The 19,424-nt window shown below is 40.9% G+C and carries 16 protein-coding genes; 6 read left to right on the top strand and 10 right to left on the bottom strand.

Annotation, left to right across the window (positions count from 1 at the left end):
- Positions 1 to 22: 22 nt before the first annotated feature.
- Positions 23 to 607, top strand: coding sequence for an acyl carrier protein phosphodiesterase (locus tag LVD17_RS15940; RefSeq protein WP_233760005.1), 585 nt, complete (start codon positions 23 to 25; stop codon positions 605 to 607).
- A 52-nt stretch (positions 608 to 659) separates the two neighbouring features.
- Here the strand turns inward: LVD17_RS15940 and LVD17_RS15935 are convergent, their stop codons facing one another.
- On the bottom strand, positions 660 to 3,452 hold the full coding sequence (locus tag LVD17_RS15935; RefSeq protein WP_233760004.1) for a VPS10 domain-containing protein: 2,793 nt from the start codon (positions 3,450 to 3,452) through the stop codon (positions 660 to 662).
- Positions 3,453 to 3,572: 120 nt separating this feature from the next.
- On the opposite strand from LVD17_RS15935, the gene LVD17_RS15930 reads away from it, so the two are divergent.
- Positions 3,573 to 3,941, top strand: coding sequence for a hypothetical protein (locus tag LVD17_RS15930; RefSeq protein WP_233760003.1), 369 nt, complete (start codon positions 3,573 to 3,575; stop codon positions 3,939 to 3,941).
- A 56-nt stretch (positions 3,942 to 3,997) separates the two neighbouring features.
- Here the strand turns inward: LVD17_RS15930 and thiL are convergent, their stop codons facing one another.
- Together thiL and mce are read right to left on the bottom strand one after the other, a co-directional pair.
- The gene (gene thiL / locus LVD17_RS15925) at positions 3,998 to 5,032 is read right to left on the bottom strand and encodes a thiamine-phosphate kinase (protein WP_233760002.1); all 1,035 of its coding nucleotides are present in this window, start codon (positions 5,030 to 5,032) and stop codon (positions 3,998 to 4,000) included.
- Positions 5,033 to 5,342: 310 nt separating this feature from the next.
- Positions 5,343 to 5,753 (bottom strand): methylmalonyl-CoA epimerase, encoded by a 411-nt coding sequence (gene mce, locus LVD17_RS15920; protein WP_233760001.1) that lies wholly within the window; start codon positions 5,751 to 5,753, stop codon positions 5,343 to 5,345.
- 121 nt (positions 5,754 to 5,874) lie between these two features.
- On the opposite strand from mce, the gene LVD17_RS15915 reads away from it, so the two are divergent.
- Positions 5,875 to 6,282 carry a hypothetical protein gene (locus LVD17_RS15915; protein WP_233760000.1) on the top strand — a complete coding sequence of 136 codons (408 nt, stop codon included), beginning with the start codon at positions 5,875 to 5,877 and terminating at the stop codon, positions 6,280 to 6,282.
- Positions 6,283 to 6,295: 13 nt separating this feature from the next.
- Positions 6,296 to 6,622, top strand: coding sequence for a HesB/IscA family protein (locus LVD17_RS15910; protein ID WP_233759999.1), 327 nt, complete (start codon positions 6,296 to 6,298; stop codon positions 6,620 to 6,622).
- A 49-nt stretch (positions 6,623 to 6,671) separates the two neighbouring features.
- Here LVD17_RS15910 and LVD17_RS15905 read toward each other — a convergent pair whose 3' ends face one another.
- From LVD17_RS15905 to LVD17_RS15890, 4 genes are all read right to left on the bottom strand, one after another.
- Positions 6,672 to 8,594 (bottom strand): tetratricopeptide repeat-containing sensor histidine kinase, encoded by a 1,923-nt coding sequence (locus LVD17_RS15905; RefSeq protein WP_233759998.1) that lies wholly within the window; start codon positions 8,592 to 8,594, stop codon positions 6,672 to 6,674.
- 63 nt (positions 8,595 to 8,657) lie between these two features.
- Positions 8,658 to 9,080 carry a RidA family protein gene (locus tag LVD17_RS15900; protein WP_233759997.1) on the bottom strand — a complete coding sequence of 141 codons (423 nt, stop codon included), beginning with the start codon at positions 9,078 to 9,080 and terminating at the stop codon, positions 8,658 to 8,660.
- A 343-nt stretch (positions 9,081 to 9,423) separates the two neighbouring features.
- Positions 9,424 to 11,814 (bottom strand): ABC transporter permease, encoded by a 2,391-nt coding sequence (locus tag LVD17_RS15895; RefSeq protein ID WP_233759996.1) that lies wholly within the window; start codon positions 11,812 to 11,814, stop codon positions 9,424 to 9,426.
- A 117-nt stretch (positions 11,815 to 11,931) separates the two neighbouring features.
- The gene (locus LVD17_RS15890; RefSeq protein WP_233759995.1) at positions 11,932 to 13,221 is read right to left on the bottom strand and encodes an aminopeptidase P family protein; all 1,290 of its coding nucleotides are present in this window, start codon (positions 13,219 to 13,221) and stop codon (positions 11,932 to 11,934) included.
- Positions 13,222 to 13,377: 156 nt separating this feature from the next.
- On the opposite strand from LVD17_RS15890, the gene LVD17_RS15885 reads away from it, so the two are divergent.
- On the top strand, positions 13,378 to 14,850 hold the full coding sequence (locus LVD17_RS15885) for a S8 family serine peptidase (RefSeq protein WP_233759994.1): 1,473 nt from the start codon (positions 13,378 to 13,380) through the stop codon (positions 14,848 to 14,850).
- On the opposite strand, the gene LVD17_RS15880 is transcribed toward LVD17_RS15885, so the two are convergent.
- Together LVD17_RS15880 and LVD17_RS15875 are read right to left on the bottom strand one after the other, a co-directional pair.
- A complete protein-coding gene (locus LVD17_RS15880) occupies positions 14,851 to 16,725 on the bottom strand; it encodes an ABC-F family ATP-binding cassette domain-containing protein (protein WP_233759993.1) in 1,875 nt (624 codons plus the stop codon).
- A gap of 73 nt (positions 16,726 to 16,798) precedes the next feature.
- A complete protein-coding gene (locus tag LVD17_RS15875) occupies positions 16,799 to 17,254 on the bottom strand; it encodes a DUF4199 domain-containing protein (protein ID WP_233759992.1) in 456 nt (151 codons plus the stop codon).
- 130 nt (positions 17,255 to 17,384) lie between these two features.
- On the opposite strand from LVD17_RS15875, the gene LVD17_RS15870 reads away from it, so the two are divergent.
- A complete protein-coding gene (locus LVD17_RS15870) occupies positions 17,385 to 18,413 on the top strand; it encodes an SRPBCC family protein (protein WP_233759991.1) in 1,029 nt (342 codons plus the stop codon).
- 34 nt (positions 18,414 to 18,447) lie between these two features.
- Here the strand turns inward: LVD17_RS15870 and LVD17_RS15865 are convergent, their stop codons facing one another.
- On the bottom strand, positions 18,448 to 19,419 hold the full coding sequence (locus tag LVD17_RS15865) for a zinc dependent phospholipase C family protein (RefSeq protein ID WP_233759990.1): 972 nt from the start codon (positions 19,417 to 19,419) through the stop codon (positions 18,448 to 18,450).
- Positions 19,420 to 19,424: the final 5 nt, after the last annotated feature.

Below are 19,424 nucleotides of genomic sequence, written 5' to 3'. Positions count from 1 at the left end.
ACCGAACAAAACAACAAAATCTATGAACTTTCTCGCCCATTTATATCTATCCGGTAATGATGAAGAAATAATGGTAGGAAATTTTATTGGTGATTTTGTAAAGGGTAAAGCGTATGAGGTTTACAGTATTAATATTCAACGGGGTATTATGCTTCACCGCCATATTGATGAATATACGGACCATCATGAAATTGTTTCTAATAGTAAAAAAAGGCTTTGGAATAAATACAGACATTATGCAGGGGTAATTGTCGACATGTTTTATGATCATTTCCTTGCAGCGAACTGGTCAGCTTTTCACCAAACTCCCCTGGCAGATTATGCTCAGTATGTTTACAAGCTTATGCTCTCTCACGAAAGCCGACTACCAAAGGGTGTGAGATATATGCTTCCTTTTATGATTGATCACAACTGGTTGTTAAGTTATGCTAATAAGGATGGTATCCATAATGCTCTTTCTGGTATGGCCAGAAGAACAACTTTTACATCGAGAATGGATGAAGCAATAGCCGACTTAGACAATCATTATGATGAGTTTGAGAGTGAGTTCCAGGCTTTTTTTCCTGACCTCCGGGCCTTTGTTGGAGAATGGCTGAAAAATAACTAAACAAAACATAAACGAGGCACCAAAAAACATTTTCCGGTGCCTCGAATTTACTTTATTTTATCTCAAAGGTTGTGTTATCGCTGGCTTGGCCATTTACAACTTTCACGGTATACTTTCCTTTATTTGTATAGCTCCATTCCTGATCTGTCTTTTTCTTCTTCTTCGCATAGGAAGTAGCTTTAACATCCCATTTAACTTTATGAAAGCCTGCCGCCCCGTCACCTTCCAACTTTCTAACCAAATCATTTTTCTCATTGTAGATCTCTATCGTCACATTTTGAGCTGGCTGCCCTATATAATATTGAATACTAACCCCCGGCTCAAAAGACTTCAGATAAGGGTACTGCTTTTCACCCCATTTTTCAGAGTGTCGAATATTTTCAACTTCAAAGACCTTTACTGCTAACTCTGTATTGCCTGCAATCTGTTGAAAGGGCTTAACATCTACAATATAAATACTTCGACCATGTGTGCCCACTACCAATTCATTTTCCCGGGGATGAACCATCAGGTCGTAGGCAGCTACATTTGGAATGCGGTTTATCATCACCCACGAGTTGCCCTTGTTAAAGCTAATATAAGTACCGTGATCAGTTCCCAGATATAACAGATCCGGATTGACGGGATCCTGGATCAGGTCGTTGACCACTACGTCAGGTAAATTTGACTTTAGGGATTTCCAGTTTTTACCGTAATCAGTGCTCATAAAGATGTAAGTACAAAAATCATCCTCCCTGTAGCCATTAAGGCTCACATACACTTCGCCTTCATGATGAGGTGAAGCAAATATACTGGCTACCCACTTGTTTTTTGGTAATCCTTCTGATATAGCCACCCATTCACCTCCGGAGCTTCTGCTTACATGAACATTACCATCATCCGTACCTACGTACATCAACCCGAATTTGAGAGGTGACTCTGACACGGACGAGATAGTTGAGAAAGGAACATTTCCCTGAGGCATATTTTTAGTAAGATCAGGGCTTATCGGCTCCCAGTGATTTCCTCTGTCCAGACTTCTGTAAAGTCTTTGAGATGCGATATAAACAATATCAGGGTTGTGATCACTCAAGATCAGTGGGGTGCGCCAGTTAAACCTCAGCGCGTCTTCTCCAATATCATGTTGGGGGGTAACCTTGGTGAAATCATTTTCTTTTCGGCTAACCCTGTAGTAGTTTCCAAACTGAAAACCTGTATAAACAATATTATTATCTCTTGGATCAGGGGAAACAAACATGCCATCACCACCGAAAAGTTGCTCCCAATGTTGCGTCCTGTTTGGTACGGATTTGGATGAACCGACCAATGTTCCATTATCCTGAAGTCCGCCATACACATTGTATGGTTTCTCCATATCCACATTTACAGTATAGAACTGCCCTACCGGCATATTATTGATATGCCTCCAGTTCGCACCTTCATCGTAGCTCTCATAAAGTCCGCCATCATTGCCCAGTAACAAATGTTGCGAATCCTTTGGGTTGATCCAAAGCGCCTGGTGGTCTACATGAACATCCCCAATAGTGTCGAGCCTTGAATATGTAACACCGCCGTCAGTAGATTTAAGCAGCGGGACGCCAAAGATATATACCATGTCAGGGTTATCAGGGGCCACCCTGACTTCTCCGAAATAATATCCATAAGTAAAATAAACTCCTTCAAGGTCGTAGCTGTTCATCTTCTTCCAGGTATCTCCGGAGTCATCTGACCGATAAAGTTCTGCTCCAACCGTAGAAGTATTAAATAAGGCATCATTAGCATCTCCAAAGTATTCGGCAATAGCCACAGGCCGATATTTTCCCTGCCTTATCTCCTTCTTGATACGCTCAGCACTATATTTCTTCGGAAAGCCGTTATCCTTTAAAAATTCGTTCAGCTGCTCATCGTTAAGGTCAAGAAGGTGCTGGGCAGTCATATCCCTGAAATCGGTAAGCTTCAGTTTCTCCTTTTCATCTTTCTTCTTTTCCTTTTTTACTGTTGCCTGATTATCCAAAAAAGCATAAATAATATTAGGGTTTGAGACACTGACATTTAGCCCGATCCGCCCGACCATTTCGCCTTCGGGAAAACCATCCATTGTTTTAGCCCATGTTTGTCCTCCATCTTCGGAGCGGTAAATACCCGAAGAAGAGCCGCTACCCTTAAAGTTCCATGCCTTTCTAGTTCTCTCCCAGGCACTTGCCCATAACTGATCAGGGTTTGAGGGGTTGATTACAAGATCAATAATCCCTGTACTATCGTTAATATAGAGTGTCTTACTCCAGGATTTGCCTCCGTCTGTACTTCTGTAGACACCACGATCCTCATTGTGCGTGTAAAGGGCTCCAACTGAAGCAACCCAAACAATATCCGGATCTTGAGGATGTACTATAACCTTACCTATATGCTGCGTATTACTCAACCCCAGGTGTTGCCATGTTTTTCCTCCGTCAGCGGTTTTATAAACACCCGATCCGGCATAGCTCGACCGGCTACTGTTGTTTTCTCCGGTGCCCACATATAATATGTTTGGATCTGAAGGGGCTAGAGCCATATCTCCAATCCCCAGGGCGTCCTGATCATCAAAAACAGGAGAAAAGGTTACTCCTCTATTAGTGGTTTTGAATATACCTCCGGAGGCATAAGCTACATAATATTCTTTAGTGTCGCTTTCGTTTACGGCTATGTCTACTATACGCCCTCCCTGTACCACCGGGCCTATATTTCTAGCTGCATAATTACCCAATAAAGACTTTTCAATCAGCGACTTTCGCTTGATATGCGAATCCATGATCTCTTGGGGGTTTTGCGCATATAGTGCGACAGGGAAAATAAGTACGGATATAAAAACTCTAAATTTATTCATCTCAGGATAATTGGTTTGACTTAAAAGTTAATAAATAATTTCGCCACAGGTAAGTTTTAGCCTGTACAGAAAAAAGTTCGTATCATTACATATTGTTAAATCTAAAAAAATAACTTCTTTATGGATAACGATCCTGAATTGAACGGTAAATATTTGGGACAGATCTCCGAAGACTTTGTAGTAGTGGCAGACACACTCAAGGAAGCCTCCTATCAAATCAGGAAAAGAAAGTTTTCCGATTACCCGATATTCCCAATTTCAAAAATAGATTTGCCTATAGGCCAACTGCTTATTGGGAAAGAGGAACTGGCCGTGAACTGGAATTACAATGCTTCCTACCTGGATGAGTTTGTGCAGCGGGAAATAGTCAGTGAAGATGGTATCGATTCCTTTAAGAAAGCCTACAAGGATCCGGATGAATTTTGCTGCCTATTTGTAGTGGATAATGAATTTACCAATTTTTTATTTATTCCCTACCCTGAAGATTAATTACGCCGCGATAATAAGTTGAGCCTGTTCAAAGGCTCAACTAACTTTATTTGCTGCTATTTTTTATTGAAATGGCTCCAGCCCTGAGCGGTAACTTCTATCTCACTACCTCCTTTGGTTACCATTATATTACCCTTATCAAGACTTTGTACATAGCCTATAAAATGGATATCCGGATGCTTTTTTATCTTCTCCATGTCATCCATAGATACGGTAAAAAGAAGTTCATAGTCCTCACCTCCATTTAAAGCAGCAGTTGTAGGGTCAATACCCAGTTCAACAGCGGTATCATAAGTCTGCTTATCAATGGGTAGTTTATCTTCATATATTTTCATACCTATCCCCGATTGCCTGCTAATGTGCAAGAGTTCCGAGGCCAGTCCGTCTGAAATATCAATCATCGACGATGGTACTACGTTTAGCTCCGAAAGCTCATGGATAACACCTGTCCGTGCCTCAGGCTTTAGCTGGCGTTGCACAATGTAGTCATACTTTTCCAACTGAGGTTGCATATCAGGATTGGCAATAAACACCTGTTTTTCCCTTTCCAATACCTGCAAACCTATAAATGCACCACCCAGGTCGCCAGTAACACATACCACATCTTTCTCCTTTGCACCGGACCTTTTTGCAATTTTGTGCTGATCAACCGTACCTATAGCTGTAACGGAAATTACCAGGCCACTCATTGATGATGTAGTATCTCCACCAATAAGATCTACTTTATAGCTCTCACAGGCTGCCTTTACTCCTTTATAGAACTCATCCACAGCCTCCACTGAAAACCTGTTGCTTAGTCCCAGATTAACAGTAATATGTTTCGGCGTAGCGTTCATCGCAGCTATATCTGATACATTAACGGCTACAGCCTTGTAACCGAGATGGAGCAGTGGTGTAAAGGAAAGGTCAAAATGGACTCCTTCAAGCAGCATGTCGGTAGTTACAATAGTGCGGCCTTCGTTATGTAGTACTGCAGCGTCATCACCTATTCCCAGTTCAGTTTCTTTATTTACGGATGCAAAATTTTCACTGATCCTGTCAATCAAACCAAACTCTCCCAGGTCGCTTATTTCTGTTCTTTTATTTTCCATAGATACTTGTTACACTAATTTCATCGGCATTATATGCATTTCGTCATGCAAAGGTACACGTATATCTTTTATAACTAATAATACTGGTTACAAACCGCGACGCCCTGTGTATCAATACACAACTAAACGATGCTATTAAACATAGGTATGAAAGCTATAATGAAATTTGTGAGTCTTTTAATAGTTGGCATAACGCTTTTAACTGCTTGCGGGCCAAGGCCCCAGTATAAGACTGCTGTAGGCAAGAAAAAGTTAAAACACTACAACTCCATACAGTACGGACAAACCGAACCTAAAACTTTTAAAAGCTTCAAACGTCAGAAGTAATTTCCTGACATAATTCAATAAGAACTCCATTAGTACTTTTGGGGTGTAGAAAACAAACCAGTTTGTTATCTGCACCCTTTTTGGGTTTATCATTAAGCAGAGTAAAGCCTTCCCTTGAAAGTCTTTCCATTTCGGCCTGTATATCTGCCACTTCATAGGCTATATGATGAATGCCCTCCCCTCGTTTTTCAATGAATCTGGCAATGGCAGAATCAGGGTTTGTGGCTTCCAGTAACTCTATCTTGGTGTCACCAACCTTAAAAAAAGACGTGTTTACATGCTCTGAATCTACGCTTTCAATTTTATAATGTGCGCTGTTAAATAATGTTTGAAACAACATATTTGACGATTCCAGGTCTTTTACGGCTATTCCTATATGTTCTACTTTCAGCATATCTCATTGTTTAGTTTTTGTCGGTCATTTGACTAACTTTGTCCAAAAGTTGAAACTTTTTGACTTTTTGGAAAGTTTTAGTTTAAATTTATTCTAAAGTAACAGCATTTAACCCCTTATAATGGATACTTCGAGCGATATTCATGTAGAAGCAGCACGAATACAGAAAGAAATAAAAAGCCACCTTGGGCTAAGAAGCAGCGACCTGATATTTGAATATAATAATGCGGAAGGTAAAGTAAAACTGGACCTCATTACGATAAACCCCAGACATAATCAGTCGTTTCTTTTTCATTCTGTTATGGGTTTTGATAAGGTTGATGCTTTGAATAAGATGCTCGATTATGTTGAGCATTATAAAGAAAAAGAGAGTTCGTATACCATACAGTGGATCGCTAAGGGTAACAAAGAACTGAACACTTCGTATTTTAGAGCAAGCAGTGTATATGATGCTTTAGATAAGTTGTACTATGGGCGCGACTCTAACACTATAACGGTATTTAGCGTAGTATTAAATCCTGTAGCTTAAAATTTTGGCAAGTATGATTAATGTAACAGAGAAGGCAAAAGATAGAATAGTAGAACTCAGGGAAAAGGAAGGAAAATCCAGTGATCACAATATCAGGGTACTGGTACAGGGCGGAGGTTGTTCCGGCTTGATGTATGACCTGAAATTTGATGCACAGGTAGAGCCGTCTGATGAAGTTTTTGAGGACAAGGGAGTAAAAATACTTGTTGACAAAAAAAGTCTGTTGTATCTCTTGGGAACAACATTAGATTTCTCAGACGGACTTAACGGTAAGGGTTTTCAATTTATCAATCCAAACGCGACACGCACCTGTGGTTGTGGGGAGAGTTTCGCCGTATAAGCAGTAAAAAGAAGAATATTATAAAGCCTTTCAGACATCTGGGAGGCTTTTATTTTGTATCTGTGGCACATAATTCATCGTCCTCCCTGTATTTTTGCAGGCAAATTTTAAACTCTGTACCCTTGCCTTCCTCGCTCTTGATCTCAACCTGCCCGTAATTCTCCCTTATAAACTGCCCAACCAGCATCAACCCCATCCCGGTACCTTTTTCATTGTTAGTCCCCATTGCAGATATTCCCTTTCCTACCTGATTGAAAAGTCTGTCGAGTTTTTCCTGAGTAATCCCCAAACCGGAATCCTTTACATGTATAACGACATGGTCTTCGCTGTCAGAGTAGTATATCTTTACTTTACCTCCCTTTGGGGTGAATTTAATAGCATTGCCGATAATATTCTGGACAATTATTCTAACATGATTAATATCGGCGTACGCAAATACTTCTTCTGCTTTATGCTCTATGACAACGCCTTTATCTTTAGCCAAAAAGTTTGCCACAGCCAGCACCTGATCAACCATGGCAGACACATCTACCCGCTCGAATGCCACTACAATGCCCATTTGCTGACTTACCGCCCAGCTCAGCAGGTTATCCATCATATGAGATACCATTATGACCTTGTTATGTAATCCTTTAAATACTTCTTCCTGTTGTTCTGGTGTAAACACTCCCATTCTTATCACCTCCAGGGTGCTCATTATCGAGGCCAACGGACTTCGCAGGTCGTGCCCTATGATGGAGAGCATTTTGTCTTTGGCTGCAATTATATTTTCGAGGATCTCATTTTGATCTGATATTTGCTGTCTTTGCAGGTCTATATCTGCGTTTTTTTCCTGCAACTCTTCATTTAGTTTCGTTTTCAGACGATTGCTTCTGTAAATTATATAGGCCAAAACAACCATAAAAAGGGCTACAAATCCCACAAAAAAGCTAAGCAATCTGTTAATTTTCAATGTATGTTTGCTTACTTCATTCTCTCTCTGCAATTGAAGGTTTTCATCCTCCTTCTGCTGTAAATAAAGTTCATTAATTCTTTCACCTCTGGCCACTGATCTTAAGCTGTCGCTATACTGCTTATACAGTACATGGTACTGATAGGCGTGTTCAAAATCCTTCTTAGCCACATAGGTATCCGAAAGAATTTTCAACACTTTCTGTACATCCCATTTTGCCTTTATTTTTTCCGCATATTCAAGGCTTTCCAATCCATGGCTTATTGCCTTATCGTATAGCCCAAGTTCGTAATTAACACTGGCCAGACCCGCATGGGCAAAGCTATTTTCCCAATTGTCTTCATAGCTGGCGTCAAGGGCCTGTTTATAATGCTTCATGGCCATATCATATTCTCCGTCATGCAGGTAGATCTCCCCCAATAAATTAGTTGCCATTACCTCTAACCTCTCAAAACCGTTTCTCACGCTTATTTCAATGCTTTTCTGTAAATAATCGGTCGCCTGGTCAGCGGCATTTTTATGGTCAAAGGTTAACCCCAGGTTAAAATAACCGGTAGCAAGTAGTAAGCTATCCTGCTTGATGGCCTTGCTTTCTATTATTTTTTGATATTCCCTTACGGCAGCATCGTACCTGCCCTGTGCTATATAAATTAAACCCAGGTTATTATATGCCCATAATGTCCTGTTCTGATTGCCGATCTCTTCAAAGATCTTTAGTGATTTTAAATAGGCTTCGAGCGCTTTATCATAAGATCCTTTAACATAATATACTGACCCCAGGTTATTCAGCGCCCATGCCCTTCCTGCTTTAACTTCTTGCTGTATAGCTAGAGAATAAGCTGATTTAGCAAAATATTCCGCACTGTCCGGGTTATCATAAAGATAGCCTCGGGATATGTCATTCAATAAATTAATTGCGCTGGTGTCCTGAACAAAAGACTGATCTGCTTTTTCTTTCCTCCATATATTGAGGAGAGAGTCCAGACGATTTTGTCCACTTGCATGAAGGAAATCAAACATGCAAGAAAAATAAAATATCAGGACTCCAACTTTTAAATCGACCGACATATAAGACGCTTCATGTTATTCTGCCAGAGCTATGCATTTTAGCTCTATGGCAATAGGTGTTGGTAAGGCATTGACCTCAACCGTTGTTCTGCAGGGCTGGTTATCTTTGAAATACTGAGCATATATTTCATTATATTTACTAAAGTCCTCCTTCATATTAGTCAAAAAAACAGTAACATCGATAAGTTTATCCCAACCCGAACCGGAGGCCTCCAGCACATGCCTCACATTCTCAAACACAGAATGACACTGCGCTTCTATATCGTAAGCCACAATATTACCCTGCTCATCCAGTGTTACACCCGGGATCTCTTTGCTCCCTTTCTTCCTCGGACCGACACCCGATAGAAAAAGCAGGTTACCCACTCTTCTTGCATGAGGGTACAGGCCAACTGGCTCAGGGGCTTTGTCTGAATTTAATATATCGCTATGTTTCATTTTACTCTGGTACTTAGTTTGGTTTATTATTATCAAACTAATATAAGAAAAACAATGTTTGTAACTATTTTAACGATAATATATTCAGCCATAGCCTTGTATATAATAGCAAGGTTTGTCAGGGAAAATGCTCAGAAAGTGACAATTTGGACAAATAAGGTACTAACAAGGTGTCAAAAAGTGGTGTCAGGCAACCGTTACTGGAGGCATTCAGACACAAAAGAAGAGCAGATGTCAGATCTGACAACAGAGGCCAAAGCGTAAATTAATCTCCGGTTGCTGAGGAAATTATTCCTCAACAACGGAGATAATAAATATTTAAAAAATCAGTATCAATAAAAAATTATTCGTCTTTCAGTGCATTTACCGGGTTTGATGTAGCAGCCCTGATGGTATGATAGCTCATAGTGAGTATGATAATTGATAATGCTATTGCCGCAGAAAGCACGAATGTAGGCACTTCATTTATGAGTTCTATGCGATACGCAAAGGCCTGGAGCCATGTATCCATAAAATACCAGGCCACCGGGAAAGCTATTGCGGTAGCTATTAAAACCAAAACTACAAACTCCTTTGAAAGCAAAACTACAATACTTTTTACGCTGGCACCTATTACTTTCCTTATCCCTATTTCTTTGGTCCTTCTCTCAGTGGTAAATGCTGTCAGTCCAAGTAAGCCCAGGCATGCAATAGCTATGGTCAAGGATGAGAATATAGTAAAAATATCGCCCCTTCTTTTATCTGAAGCATATTGAGACGCAAAATCCTGATCAAGAAAATTATATTCGAAAGGCTTGTTTACAAAGTTCTGTTGCCAGATTGCTTCAATCTCCGCAACAGTTTTTGCTATATCTGATGTCTTCAACTTCACGTAACCGTAATAGCTGTCATCGCCATACATGATCATCAATGGCTCTATTTCGTCATACAAAGAGTTCTGGTGGTAGTCCTTCACTACACCTATTACCTGCTTGGTAACCACTGTACCTCCTCGCTGAGGAATATCAAATTTCTTCCCCAGAGGCTCCGTCCACCCCATTCTGTCCACCATAGACTCATTAACAAGCACTGCAAGAGATGTATCAGACAGGATGTCCCTTGAAAAATTTCTCCCCTCCACAACAGACATCTGCATAGCTTCTATAAAATCAAAGTCTGCAATAAAAAAGTCTATTCCACGTTCGTTCATCTGCCCTTCCTCGGTTTCTACGTTAAAGATTACTTTATTGACATTGTTTCCCGGGCTTGATGATGATGAAGCCACATTAATGATATCCGGATTACTTAAAAGCTTTTGACGAAGCCCACTATAACCGGCCCGCATTTGATCATCTGGCATTTCGAACCTCAAAACCTGCTCTTTATTGAACCCCAGGTCCTTATTCATTAAAAACCTGAGCTGGTCAAATACCACAAGCGTAGAGATCAGCATAAAGATTGAAATACTGAATTGAAGCACTACAAGTGATTTTCTTAGTATGGCATTACCGCCCTTTGTTGATAGCTTGCCTTTCAACACATTTACCGGATTAAACCGGGAGAGATAAAAGGCCGGATAGCTGCCTCCTATAATACCTATAAACAGTACTACGCCAAAAAGCACCAATAGCACTTCGACCTGAAACAGGTAGCTGACCTCAATTTGCTTATTTGCCAGGTTATTGAAAGCAGGAAGCAGTGCATAAATTAACAATATACTTACCACAAGTGCTATCAGGCTCATTACTACAGACTCTACAATAAACTGGCTGATCAACTGCTTTTTACCGGCTCCCATTACCTTTCTCACTCCCACTTCCTTCGCCCTTTGGGTTGATCGGGCCGTGGCAAGGTTCATATAGTTAATACTGGCTATTATGAGCATAAAAATGGCTACAGCCCCAAAAATATAGATGTAAGAAATATCTCCGCCTTCCTCTGCTTCGTCCTGAATTTTAGAATAGAGATGAATATCAGTGATTCTCTGAAGCTCGTAATTAATACTGATCTTAAACTGCTCAAATATTGGGTTAACGTGATCACTGACTATTTTATCAAAGTTTGCGTCAAAGCCTGCAGGCTCATAATCCTCAGGGAGTTGTATGTATGTAAAAACACCAAAATTGCCCCAGCTGCCGCGATAATCTGGTGCAGAATTGCGCGAAATCAGGGCATCAAACCTAAAATGAGAGTTTACAGGAACATCTTTAATTACACCTGTAATTTTTAGTTGATCATTGTCCTGATCAGTCAGGGACAGATTGAGGCAGTCGGTAGTCCCGAAATACTTATCAGCCATACTTTCCGTAACGACCATCGAATACGGCTCATCAAGGGATGTCTTCGGATCACCGGCAATAAATTCATAAGAGAACATGTCAAACACAGTAGAGTCTGCCAGAAAAACGTCTTCTTCATAGAAAGACTTATCCTCGTACTTATACAGGTTCCTTCCCAGACCAAAAAACCGAACAGCATTGACAACATCAGGATAATTTTGCCTTAGCTCATCGGCCATTGGGATCTGGGCTACTGCCCATGTAAAAGAATTATCAGGTTCTTTGATGTTAGATACTACACGATAAATGTTATCTGCATTAACATGGTACCTGTCGTAGCTGAGCTCATCCATGATATAGAGCCCGAGGAACATGCTGCACGTAATACCAATAGCCAGTCCCAGAATATTAATTATACTATAGCCCTTTTCTTTCAGAATATTTCTGACGGCTATCTTAAAAAGATTTCTAAACATGAGTGAATTGAGTTTTATGACCAAACGAAATCTAGCCATAATTACTCAATTTTCATGTTTCAGTTACTTGAACGGTTTAATTTATGTACTCAACTGCATAATTTTAGAATTGAGTGATCAGCTATTCATCAGTTCTTCAATTTCCTCAGCCTCAATAGGGATATTCTTCATCAGGTCCATTAATCCATCTTCAGCAATTAGCACATCATTCTCAAGCCTGATACCCAGGTTCTCCTCTCTTATATATATTCCTGGCTCAACAGTAAACACCATTCCCGGTTGCATTTCCCGATATACGTTACCCACATCATGTACATCCAAGCCAATATGATGCGATGTGCCATGCATAAAGTATTTTTTGTATGCCGGGTTATCAGCATCCTGCTTTTTGATATCTGTTTTATCCAGAAGTTTGAGCCGCAAAAGTTCGCTTTCCATGATTTTACCTACCTCTTTGTGATACTCTGGTATTACGTTCCCCGGTTTAAGCATTTTCATGGCTTCACGCTTTACATGCAGCACAGCATTGTACACATCCTTTTGTCTTTTGGTAAATTTTCCAGATACCGGGATGGCACGTGTCATATCAGCATTATAGTTAGCGTATTCGGCCCCCACATCCATCAACAATACATCGCCTGCCTTACATTCCTTGCTGTTTTCTATGTAGTGAAGCACGCAGGCATTAAACCCTGAAGCAATAATAGGAATATATGCAAACCCTCGTGACCGGTTTCGGATAAACTCATGGATATACTCTGACTCCACTTCATATTCCATCACACCGGGTTTTACAAACTGCAGTACACGCCTGAATCCCTTTTCGGTTATATCACAGGCCGTTTGCATGGCCTCAATCTCTTTTGAAGACTTGATTGCCCTCAGCTTGTGCATTAAGGGAGCGGACCTTTCGTATTTGTGAACCGGATACTTATCGCGACACCATTTGCCAAAGCGTTTATCTCTGGTTTCGACGGCAACATCGGCCCGGATATGTTCATTAGTATTTAGGTATACATACTCCACTTCAGCCATCAACGTATTAAATACCCCTTCAAATTGAGATAACCAGTATATCTTCTCAACTCCCGAAGTCTCTGTCGCCTCTGCTTTGGTGTATTTATGTCCTTCCCAAATGGCAATATTTTCGTTAGTTTCTTTCAGAAAAAGTATTTCGCGAAGCTTCTTGTCGTGAAAATCCGGATACAGGATCAATATGCTTTCTTCCTGATCAATCCCGGACAGATAAAACAAGTCATTATTCTGCCTGAATGGCATTGTACCATCAGCGTTGGTTGGCATAGTATCGTTTGAGTTGAAAATAGCAATAGCATTTGTTTTCATCTCGTTGGCCAACCTTCTTCTGTTTTCTATAAAAAGTTCTTTTCCTAGGGGAGTATATTTCATGGGTATAAGTTTTAGTATTGAGATTTTAGTATTGAGTTTACTTGGAGGTGTCCGCGAATTGATGACTCTTTACTATTTATAGCTCATTTTATTTTTGTTATTTCTTCTTAGTTATTGTGCTTTTATTTTCAACCTGAAAAAGTGTAGCTTTATTTAATGGGGAAGTCCTACCTTCATATCTTTCTTTTTCTGTTTTTGGCAGCTGAATCGGGTGCCCAACAAAAATACTGGATATATTTTAAAGACAAAACGCCAGCCGAATCGCTATCCGCTACGGACTATTACGACCTTCCGCTGAGTAAAAGTTATCTTGACAGCCTTACTTCTTTAAGTTTTCCTGTTATCCATCAATCGAAATGGTTAAACGCGGTAAGTATTGCGGCCAGTGATCATCAACTCCCTCTCCTTGAAAGTCTTGGGTTTGTTGAAAAAATTCAACCGCTAAATGCCGGGTTAAGGGTTCGTTCATATTTACAGCATACGGATGCCGGTCAGGCTCATGCGTTGCAACAACTCCATGCAGACACATTGATAGCGCTGGGATTACATGGTAAGGGCATCAAAATCGGAATCATTGATGGTGGTTTTCTCGATGCAGATAAAGAAGAGCCCTTAATCCACCTCTCAAAAAAACTTGCCCCCTCCTACTATTATAACTTCATAGAAGAGGATATCCGAGACCCCTTTACAGGTTCAAGAAAATATGACGATGACCACGGCACCAAGGTTTGGAGGCTTATAGGCGGATATAGCAATGACCATAACAAGCATTTCGGATTGGCCAGCCAGTCGACTTATTACCTGGCCCGGACTGATCAGGGCGACAGAGAATACAGGGGCGAAGAGGATTACTGGATTGCTGCCCTGGAGTGGATGCATGATCATGGTATACGATTGGTCAATTCATCATTAGGCTACTCAAACGGTTACGACAACCCTGATGAGAACTATCTTCCTAAGGATGTAGATGGTCGGTCAGCTGCCATAACTCAGGCTGCCAATATTGCTGCAAAAGAAAAGAACATGATCTTAGTGGTTGCTGCAGGAAATGATGGAGGAAATGAATTTGGTGTAATCTCAATACCAGCTGATGCCGAAGGTATTTTGGCGGTAGGCGCAACAGGCTTTTTACATTGGAAACGCCAGGGGTATAGCTCGGTAGGCCCTGACGCATTACCCTATGTAAAACCCGAAATCGCCTGTTTTTCAGGGCGCGGAACTTCTTTTTCTGCCCCTGTTATTACCGGGTTAATCGCCTCAGTGATTCAGGAATGCCCTGCCATAAGTAGCCGGGAAGTCATTGAAATAATAAAAAGGTCCTCTCACCTGTATCCTTATCCCAATAATTACCTTGGCTATGGTGTGCCGGATGCCAGAAAAATACTCCGATTAATAAATCAAATGGAGATACCACTCACTCACATGGAGGTATTGGCCACGGCAGATTCCATTAAACTGGATGTTGCCGGTCTAAACACCGTAATATTTCACAAAAAAGATAAGACGCAGGTTATTTCCCAGGAGATTGGAAAATCACGAAGAAACAAACTGATAGTGCACAGGGTGGATAATGCTAAATTTTCAACTGTAGCCACCCCGGAAAGAGTAATTGAAATCAAATGGCTTTAATCATTCCATTTCCGACAATTCCAGCCAGCGCATTTCTTTTTCGTCTATCTCTTCTTCAATTTTCTTTAGCTCATCTCCCCACTCCATAAGCACAGTATGATCCTGTTCTCCGGAATTTATCCTGTCAAGCAATTCTTTTTTCTTTGAAGACAATTTCTCCAGTTCGTTTTCAAGAGATTCAAACTCGCGCTTTTCCTTATATGACATCTTGCGTTTGTTTTCCTCCCTGCTTTTTTCCTGTTTAGGTGTTTCTTCCTTTTTGGGTTCCGGTTTTAAGTCTTCCTGCTGCTTTAACCACTCCCTATAAATGCTATAATTTCCAGTAAAATCCTTTATCTCCGTACTTTCATCAAACACAAAAAGATGCTCCACTAGGCGATCCATAAAGTATCTGTCATGGGAAACTATTATCAAACAGCCCTGAAACTGACTTAAAAAATCTTCCAGCGTTCTTAAAGTAATCAGATCAAGATCATTGGTAGGTTCATCCAGGATAAGAAAATTGGGGTTTTGAACCAGCACACAGAGCAACTGAAGCCTTCTTTTTTCACCTCCACTCAGGTTGTCAACGTAGTCATACTGCGCTTTTGGAGAAAAGTTGAACAGAGTCAGGAACCTGGATGCTGTTACCGTTTTGCCATCAGACAGAGTGATTACTTCCGCAATTTCCTGGACCACTTCAATGACCTTCATGCCTGGTTTAAATTCGGGTTCTTTCTGCTTGTAGTACCCCATAACCGTGGTCTCACCTTTTGAAACTTCACCGGTATCCGGTTTTATCTGCCCTGTCAGAATATTAAGAAATGTAGACTTGCCTGTGCCATTCTTTCCTACAACACCAAGCCTTTCGCCTTTCTTAAAAGTATAGCTGAAGTTTTTAAATAATTGCTTTTCATCAAAACCTTTGGATATAGCCTCCATCTCAAGCACTTTCCCTCCTTGTCTCCTGGTTTTAACATCGAGTTCCAACGACTGCTTTTCCAGATTCCGGTGTGCTTTTTCCTTTACTTCTTTAAAGGCATCCACTCTGTATTTGGCCTTGGTACCTCTTGCTTTGGGTTGTCTTCTGATCCACTCCAGCTCCTTGTTATACAGGTTTTTAGCCTTTTCTTTTTCACTATGTTGCTGTTCTTCCCTTTCCGATTTCTTCTCAAGGAAATAGGAGTAATTTCCCGAGTATTTATAAATCTGAAATTGATCCAGTTCTATAATTTCATTAGTGACGCTTTCCAGAAAATATCTGTCGTGGGTAACCATAATGATGGCCATCTGACTTTGTGACAGATACTCTTCCAGCCACTCAATAGCGTCAAGATCGAGGTGGTTGGTAGGCTCATCGAGAATCACAAGGTCAGGCTTCTCAATGAGGGTCTTTGCCAGACCTACCCGCTTCTTTTGACCGCCCGATAGCTGCCCTACCTTTTGCTGATAGTCAGATATACCCAGCTTTCCTAAAATTTCCTTTACCTGCCCCTCATAATTCCATCCGTCCAGTTCATCCATTCTGGAAATCAGGGAAGTGATCTTTTCAGCTGCCCCGGGGTCAGTTTCACTTTTCAACAGACATTCCTCATACTGTCGTACAAGCAGAGGTAATTCATCCTTACTGTCCAGCACCGCTTCGAGTACAGTCTGGGTAGCCTCAAAATCAGGTTGTTGGCCCAGGTAAGTCAATTTAATATCATTGGCTAAAACAACCTCCCCGGAATCCGGGGCATCCAGCCCGGCAAGTATTTTTAACAATGTTGATTTTCCACTACCATTCACTCCAACCAGAGCAATTTTCTGCCCCTGATCAATGCCAAAAGAAATATCCTTAAAAAGCACTCTGGCTCCATAGGATTTCGAAAGCTTGTCAACCGATAAATAATTCATAGGTGCAAAGCTAATGCAAATTGCCCTGCTATTTGAAGTGCACCGTTAAAGTTTCTTACCTGCAAGCATTGCATCATTGAAGTTTTGTCGGATCCAGGTAGTTCATTGTAATAAAGGAAACCAACAGCGCTGAAGCAATCCCTTCCACTACAATTACTACAGAAACTATGTAAGGATTCATAAATCTCCCCATGGGTTCATTTTCAATGATGTTCTGCATCAAACCTGTATCGATAAATGATACATAAAAAAACACAAACAAGCCAAACAATATAGAACCTATAATACCGGTCAATACTCCCGTGCCCATCCCCTTAAAGTATGTAAATTCCTCCGGGGCTTTACTTCTGAGGGTCTTAATTGCAGTGAGAATACCGGCAATCATAATAACAATATTCATTACCCGCAGCTCTACTACATAAAGCAATCCGAAGATTCGCATAAGAAAAAAGAAAATGATCAGCCCTATGGCTATCGATAAGCCGTATTTTTCAGAAATATAGGTTTTTGCCGGTGATTTTGTTTTCATGGCAGGTAGAAATTTGGTGTATAACAATGTACTAAAAATCGGGCTTATGTGAAAGTGGGCAGAGTGCAGTTTATTTTTCCCGTCTTTTTTTCTAAATTACCCGGGCAACCATATCTAAACCGCAATAATTATGAAAGCATTAAAAATAATTGGAGTAATACTTGGCATACTGATCCTGATAGGCTTGATACTATACCTATCGGGACCCGATAAATATTATATGGAGCGTTCCATTGTGATCAATGCAAGCCCAGCTGTAGTGTACAATGAACTTAACAGCTACAAAGATTTCAATAAATGGTCTCCCTGGTTTACCAAAGATCCAAACACCGAATACGCTTATGAAGGCCCGGAAGTGGGCATTGGAACCAAAATGAGCTGGACCAGTGAGCATAAGGATGTGGGCAGTGGCTCAATGTGGATCATAGAAAACGAAGAAAATAAAATGGTCAACAGCAGAATGGCCTTCGGCGGATACCCTGGTGAGCCAAATGCCCGCTTTATACTTGAGGAAGCTGAAAACGGCTCTACAAAAGTAACCTGGACTTATGAAGAAGAGCTTCATGGCATTGCCCCGGTTTTTGCCGTATTCTTTGATCTGGAATCAATGCTTGGGCCGGATTACGAAGACGGTCTGTCTAAATTAAAAACTTATGTAGAGTCTAAACCAACAAAAACAGCGGATGCTGCGGTCTCCGTAGTAAACATGGAGCCTATAACTTACATTGGCCTTGAAGCCACTGTTGATGCTTCCAATATAGAGGCTATAAGCTCAACTATGGCAACATTATATGGACAACTAATGCAGGCTGCAGAAACTTCTAACCTCAAAATGTCAGGAGCTCCACTTGCTGTTTACAAATCGTTTGATGAAGACAATATGGAAATAATTTGCGGACTACCTGTACAGAAAGGAACCACCATAAACCATGAGTCCATAACTATTGGAGAAACCCTCGGAGGAAAAGTTATTAAAGCAGTACATAAAGGAAATTATGACAAATTGCCATTCACTCATGATAAGGTCAACGAATATATAAAGAACAATAACCTTCAAATAGTGGGGTATCCATACGAAGTATATATTACTGACCCTGAACAAGTCAGTGACACCTCACAATGGATCACAGAAGTTTATTACCCCTTAGGAAAGGAATAAAATGGTAGTCTCGAAGTGTTTAGTCACTTCGGGACTACTCACTTTCGTGTTCTCTTGACTCAAACCTCTTTTCTTTCCATTCCTGAAGTTCAAGTTTCCGCTTTTCCAGTTCTTTATCACTGAATTCAAATTCGATCAACTTATCCAGGTCAGGCTGGCCTGCATCTACCCAACAAGTATACCAAAAACTACCCACCATTTGAATGGCTTTCCGCATCTGGCGCTCCACCATACCATTAAGCATTTTATGATATTCTTTTGAGAAGTCCCGGGAATAAACCCTCACCGTTGAGCTACCTCTGGTTTCAAAGGCATACTTCTTATCGCTTTCTGTCGTTTGGGTTAGTTCTCTTTCGAAATTCAACACGGAGTCCAATGCTTCATGCGCCTGTACCACACCTTTCCATATTTCAAGTTGAGGATTATCAATATACTGGGCTTTACCCACAAAAAAATCGTAATCCGCTGAGAATAACTCCGGTAACCGCGACTCCCATAACCCATGTATACCATGCTGCCCTGTCAACTGGCCATTATAATTTTCTGTAGTATGCAAAGGCACATTGGCATCCGCAATATAATGCCCTAAATCGGCCGACAACACTAAAATAGCCCTGACATCCCCAATTCTCATGGCATCAGTTAGCCTGTGCCTCATCAGGTTGACATGCCAGGGCACAATACCATAAGCATTGAGCGTATCTTCCGTATATTTTTCAACCGCCTCATGCCAGTATCTTGGCATTTTGTACACCGCGCTGTCTCCATATGCATCGATATCGATAAAGTGGCGTGGTGCCTCCCCCTCAACTGCATACCTTCTTTTATCAGGATTAACAGCGTTTTCGGTTATATACTGAATATGATGCTTATAAAAGCCCACCATCTCTATGGGCAGAGTAAAAGCAGCAAGTCTGTTGATCTGCTGGTGAGCATAGAATCCCCAAAACAAGGCTGTGGAGAAGATTAGAACAAAACCAGAGGCGGCTAGTGTAATTTTTTTCAAAGTGA

The sequence above is a fragment of the Fulvivirga ulvae genome (assembly GCF_021389975.1).
Lineage (GTDB): Bacteria > Bacteroidota > Bacteroidia > Cytophagales > Cyclobacteriaceae > Fulvivirga > Fulvivirga ulvae.
Note: the sequence above shows the minus strand (reverse complement) of the source record. Positions and strands in the feature narration are given on the sequence as shown.